This is a genomic window from Frankia tisae (genome assembly GCF_025403405.1).
Classification (GTDB): domain Bacteria; phylum Actinomycetota; class Actinomycetes; order Frankiales; family Frankiaceae; genus Frankia; species Frankia tisai.
Map to the genome: position 1 here is coordinate 1 of NZ_JANEZT010000420.1, position 5,355 is coordinate 5,355.

The window sequence follows — 5,355 nt, forward strand, 5'->3', positions numbered from 1 at the left end:
GGACGTGGTTGCGCGAACAGCGGCCGATTTGCAGGAGATCAGTGACCTTCTGCTGCGGTCGAACCGTCAATAACCTCCAGCAATCGGCGCCGATGACGCCCGGCGAGCCGCCTCTCGGGGATGCCGTCCCGGCCCGACGGAGTTAGGCAGCGACGGGGTGGCCGCGCAGGACGATGAGGTCGGGCGCGGCGAGGACGCCGACGTCGGCGCGCGGGTCGGCGGGGTAGACGACGAGGTCGGCGGGGGCACCGTCGGTGAGCGCCGGATGGCCGAGCCAGGCGCGGGCCGACCAGGTGGCCGCGGACAGGGCCGCCTGCACCGGCAGGCCGGCGCGGCGCAGCTCGGCGACCTCGGCGGCGACCAGGCCGTGCGGCAGGCTACCCCCGGCGTCGGTGCCGGCGTAGATGGGGATCCCAGCGTCATAGGCGGCCCGCACCGTGTCGTACCGGCGGGCGTGCAGGGCCCGCATGTGCCGGGCGTAGGCGGGGAACTTCTCCTCGGCCCCTCGGGCGATGCCCTCGAAGGTGGCGATGTTGACCAGGGTCGGGACGATCGCGACCCCCCGCGCGGCGAACAGCGGAATCGTGTCCTCGGTGAGCCCGGTGGCGTGCTCGATGCAGTCGATGCCCGCCTCGACGAGGTCGGCGAGCGAATCCTCGGCGAAGCAGTGGGCGGTCACCCGGGCGCCGGCCGCGTGGGCCGCGTCGATCGCCGCCTTCGCGGCGTCCGCGGGCCAGCAGGGGGCGAGGTCCCCGACGCCGCGGTCGATCCAGTCCCCGACGAGCTTGACCCAGCCGTCGCCTCGGCCGGCCTGGGTGACGACCTCGGCGGCGAGGCCGTCCGGCTCGACTTCGGCCGCATAGTTGCGGATGTAGCGGCGGGGACGGGCGATGTGCCGGCCGGCGCGCACCAGCCGGGGCAGGTCATCGCGGTCGTCGACCCACCGGGTGTCGGCCGGGGATCCGGCGTCGCGCAGCAGCAGCGCGCCGGCGGCGCGGTCGGCGGTGATCTGTTCCTGCGCGGTCGGCCGGTCCACGGCACCGCCCGCGTCGAGGCCGACGTGGCAGTGCGCGTCGACCAGGCCGGGCAGCACCCAGCCGGACACCGTTCGCACGTCCCGGGCCGCGGCGCCGACGGGCGCGGTGAAGGTGACCCGACCGTCGACGACCCACAGCTCGTCGCGGACCTCCTCCGGCCCGACCAACACCGTGCCCTGAACCCGCAGGGTCGGCTGACTCGTCACCATCGGGCCGCCGCCCCCGCTCCGGGAACGGCCAGCCCGGTACCGGCCGCTGTCCTCATGTTCGCCTCCGCCGCTCCACCGGGCCCAGTCTGCCCGTTTCCCGACGCCGGCGGCGCACCCCGGCGCACCCCGAGACCGGACACGGGGCGCGCCGAGGCTGGGGCAGCGGTGCCGGCCTCAGACGTCGAGCTGGGTCTCGATGGCACGCAGGCGGTGGCGGGCCAGGGCGAGGTTCGCCCGCCCCTTGTCCAGCACCAGGTAGAGGAACAGGCCGCGGCCGGAATGACTCTGCAACAGGCGGATCAGATGGTACTGGCGGCCGAGCGTGATCAGGATGTCCTCGATGGTGTCCTGGAGGCCGAGGCTTTCCATGGTCCGCAGCTTCGCCCTGATGACCTCGGTGTTCCCGGCCGCGGCCACCTCCAGGTCGAGAGTGTGCGCATTACCCACCGTGCCAAGGGTCATGCCGCTGGTGAAGTCGACGAGGGCCGCCCCGAGCGCCCCCCCAATCTCCAGTGACTCTTTCAGCGCTACATCGACACTGTTCATATCGCCTCCCGCGTTGTCGAGGTGGACGACGGCTTCGCCGCCGCCCGTGTGCATCGACGCCTGCTCACGCGAGCCGCGCGTCGACAATCGTCCCCGCATCACAGTCCCTCGCAGACTTCGAACCGCCCGATCTACGACTGCTCGTCCAACTTTAATCGGCCTCGACCGGAACGCACGAGGCTGAACAAAAAAGGTATGTCCGCGGACAGAGAGACCACATCCACCGACAACCGCCACCCCGACCCGAAAAGCCACCCTAATAACTCAACTTAACGAGCGAATATCTTTGGGTAAGCGTCGAAGAATCATTAGGATGATGGTGTCCGGACGACGGGAGGCCGGTCGGGAGGGCCGTCCCGCCCGCGGCAGACGCGGCTGGCCATGCCGCCGGGGCCGCCGATCCGCCTGGGCGGCAGCGGAAATCCCCCTGCTCGGGCGCCATGATCCGGTGTTGCATGGGGTAGGAGCGGCGGCATGGCCGATCACCGAGCGACATGGCACCGGGACAGGCTTCGGCGATCCGACACATGGCTGAGCGAGGCCCGGCCGGCGGGTCGTCGGTCCAGGCCGCGAGGCGCGCTGCGGGCGGCCGTCTCGAGCCTGCTCCTGCTCGCCGCGTTGCTCTGGGCTGGATGCGGCTCGCAGCCCGAAGACACCGCACAGCAGGCCGCTGCGGCCCGGCGCGCCCCTGCCGACGCTGCCAGCCCGACCGACCCAGCCGCTGCGGGCAGCCCGACGGGCCAGGGCGGCGCCGCCGGTCAGACCAGCACCCCCGTCCCGAGTGGCGCTGCCGGTCAGGGCAGCCCCGCCAGTCGGGCGGGATCGACGCCCGCGCCCGGTGTGGCCGGCCACGGCGACGAGCCCGGACGGCCCGCGGCCGGGGGCGCGGGCGCCCCGCAGCTCCCGATGGGCGGTCGCACGCTGCTGCCGCGTTATCGGATCGTGGCGCACTACGGCTCGGTGGGCGGCGGCGCGCTCGGCGTGCTCGGCCAGGGGACGCCCGAGCAGGCGGCGCAGCGTGTGCTCGCGGCCGCGGCGCCCTTCGCCGCCGGCGGCCGGCCGGTGCAGCCGGCGATGGAGCTCATCACGACCGTCGCGTCGGCCTCACCCGGAGCGGATGGTCTGTACAGCTCCGCGCTGTCCCCGGCGGCCGTCGAGCCCTACCTCGCCGCTGCCCGGGAACACCGGATGCTGCTCATCCTCGATCTGCAGCCCGGTCGCGGGCGCTTCCTCGACCAGGCACGCCGGTACGAGCGGTTCCTGCAGGAACCGGATGTCGGGCTCGCCCTCGACCCAGAATGGAAGATGGGGCCGAACCAGGTCCCCGGCCGCCAGATCGGCAGCAGCGACGCGGCCGGGCTGAACGAGGTCTCGGCCTGGCTCGCCGGCGTCAGCCGCGCGCACAATCTGCCGCAGAAACTGTTCGTGGTACATCAGTTCACTGAATCTATGCTGCCCGACCGGGCGGCGATCGTGGCCCGGCCCGAACTCGCCACCGTCTTCCATATCGACGGGTTCGGCGTCCGCCAGGACAAACTCGACAAGTATGCGCTGCTGGCAGCCCGGGCACCGTTCTTCACCGGGTTCAAGCTTTTCCTCGACGAGGACACGAACATGTTCAGTCCGGCGGAGACGCTGACCCTCACGCCCCCGCCAGACCTCATCACCTATCAGTAGGCGTTATTACCTGACAGTGAGTTTCATTACCTGACAGTAAGCGTCATCGCCCACCAGCGAGCGGCCCTCAGCCCCGCCACCACGGCCCGGTGATGGCCACGGTGAAGCCGTCCACCTGCACGTTGGCGTACAGCCAGCGGCCGTCCCGGGAGAAGGTGGCGCCGGCCCATTCGCTGCCGCTGCCCGCGTTACGGGCAAGCGGGTACGGGGTGCCGTCCGCCGACGGGGCGACGAGGTACTGCTCGCCGTCGCCGTCCTCGCACAGCACGATCCCGCCGAACGGCGAGACGGTGATGTTGTCGGGCCCGTCGAACCGGCCGCCCGGCTCCAGGCGCAGGACCAGTTCGAGGGTGGAGCGCTTCGGGTCGAACCGCCATACCTGCCCGGAGTGGTCGGCCGCCGCGCCGGCGGACTTCTCCGCGTAGCTGGAGACGATGTACGCCGTGCCCGCGGACCAGAAGATGCCCTCCGCCTTCGGCACCCGGGTGATCTTCGCGTCCTCGAACTGGGCCCGGACCGACACCGTGGTCGCGTCCGGGTCGGGCACGTCCACCCAGGTGACCGGCAGCGTGGTGTGCAGGTCGTGCACGGCGGACAGGTCACGCACGGCCGGCACCGACAGGGCCTGCAGCTTCCCGCCGGCCCGCAGGCTGCCCGCGCCGCCGAGCGGACGCCGCGGCAGGAACCGGTAGAGCAGCCCGTACGGCTTGGACGCGTCCTCGGTGAGGTAGACGATGCCGGAGCCCGGGTCGATCGCCACTGCCTCGTGCGGGAAGCGGCCCAGCGCCGTCAGCGGCACCGGCGCGGCGTCGCGCAGCCGGCCGAAGGGGTCGACCTCGAAGACGTAGCCGTGCTTCTTGGTCAGCGCCGCCTCGGTGGCCGGGGTGGCCTCGGTCTCCTCGCAGGACAGCCAGGTCCGCCACGGCGTGCCGCCGCCGGCGCAGTTGCGGTAGGTGCCGGCGAGGCTCGGCACCTGGCCGAGCAGCCGGTCGCCCGCGACGGTGACGGTCGTCGTCCCGCCGGGGCAGGCCGGGTCGTAGACGAGGCCGGGGCGGTGCGGCACCGCTGGAATGTTCGTGCCCGGCGACAGCTCGTGGTTACGCACCAGCACGCTGCGGCCGATACCGGCGGGGAAGGCGTACATGCCGTCATGCGAGCCCGGCACCACGCCGCCGCCGTCCAGGGGGTCCTTGCCTGCGCGGGAGAAGACCGTGTACCGGAAACCCGGCGGCAGGTCGATGATCTTCTTCGGGTCCGCGACGAGTTCCCCGTAGCCGCGGAACGCCTTCGGTGCCGCGGCGGTCGCGGGCCCCGCGAAGACGGCCTCCACCGCCCCCGCCAGCGCGAAGCCAAGACCGGCGGTCCCCGCGCCGGCCATCATCTGTCGACGGTTCACAACCATGCGTGTCCTCCTCCGGCGCCGGTCCCATCGGCGCCGGAGGGAACGCTGTCAGCCGAAGATGGCCGGAGATCGACACGAACGGAAACATCAGTGCACGTACAACCGACCGTTACCGAGCGGATTTCCCGCCGTACGCCGAGCTCGCCGCGCAGATCAGCTCGGGCGGCGGCCGGCATAGTCGGGATAGACGACCATCGCACCGGGTGGAATCGTCACCCGCACCGGCGTTCCTGGAGCCAGCGCGAGGCCGCGGTGGATCGGCACATCGACCATCAGCGCCGGTTCGCCGGCCAGGTGGACGCGGACGAATCCAGGGTGCAGGACGACTCGGCGGACTTGGTCGGTGCGGTAGACCCCGCCCGCGCCAGCCGTGGGGCCGCCACGACCCGCCGCGTGGGCGCCGCGGTCCGTTGCGAGGGCGCCGAGTCCCGTCGAGACGTCGCCCGTCCCGCCGCTGAGACCGGGTGGGGCGCTGAGACCGGGT

5 protein-coding genes are annotated in these 5,355 nt (G+C 72.3%); 1 reads left to right on the forward strand and 4 read right to left on the reverse strand.

Annotation, left to right across the window (positions count from 1 at the left end; translation table 11 throughout):
• Positions 1-142: 142 nt before the first annotated feature.
• Together NBZ85_RS27115 and NBZ85_RS27120 are read right to left on the reverse strand one after the other, a co-directional pair.
• Positions 143-1,246, reverse strand: a complete 1,104-nt coding sequence (locus tag NBZ85_RS27115; RefSeq protein ID WP_261559902.1) for an amidohydrolase family protein — start codon at positions 1,244-1,246, stop codon at positions 143-145.
• 174 nt (positions 1,247-1,420) lie between these two features.
• Entirely contained in the window at positions 1,421-1,792 is a 372-nt protein-coding gene (locus NBZ85_RS27120) for a hypothetical protein (RefSeq protein ID WP_261559903.1), read from the reverse strand.
• Positions 1,793-2,266: 474 nt separating this feature from the next.
• Between NBZ85_RS27120 and NBZ85_RS27125 the strand changes: the two genes are divergently transcribed.
• Positions 2,267-3,469 (forward strand): hypothetical protein, encoded by a 1,203-nt coding sequence (locus tag NBZ85_RS27125; RefSeq protein WP_261559901.1) that lies wholly within the window; start codon positions 2,267-2,269, stop codon positions 3,467-3,469.
• 67 nt (positions 3,470-3,536) lie between these two features.
• Here NBZ85_RS27125 and NBZ85_RS27130 read toward each other — a convergent pair whose 3' ends face one another.
• Positions 3,537-4,871, reverse strand: coding sequence for an alkaline phosphatase PhoX (locus NBZ85_RS27130; protein ID WP_261559900.1), 1,335 nt, complete (start codon positions 4,869-4,871; stop codon positions 3,537-3,539).
• 153 nt (positions 4,872-5,024) lie between these two features.
• Positions 5,025-5,355: hypothetical protein (locus NBZ85_RS27135; protein WP_261559899.1), on the reverse strand; the 331-nt coding region annotated here is incomplete at its 5' end.

Coding starts and splice junctions, on each gene's coding strand:
- NBZ85_RS27130 (WP_261559900.1), bottom strand. CDS start 4,871: ATGGTTGTGAACCGTCGACAGATGATGGCCGGCGCGGGGACCGCCGGT.
- NBZ85_RS27120 (WP_261559903.1), bottom strand. CDS start 1,792: ATGAACAGTGTCGATGTAGCGCTGAAAGAGTCACTGGAGATTGGGGGG.
- NBZ85_RS27115 (WP_261559902.1), bottom strand. CDS start 1,246: ATGGTGACGAGTCAGCCGACCCTGCGGGTTCAGGGCACGGTGTTGGTC.
- NBZ85_RS27125 (WP_261559901.1), top strand. CDS start 2,267: ATGGCCGATCACCGAGCGACATGGCACCGGGACAGGCTTCGGCGATCC.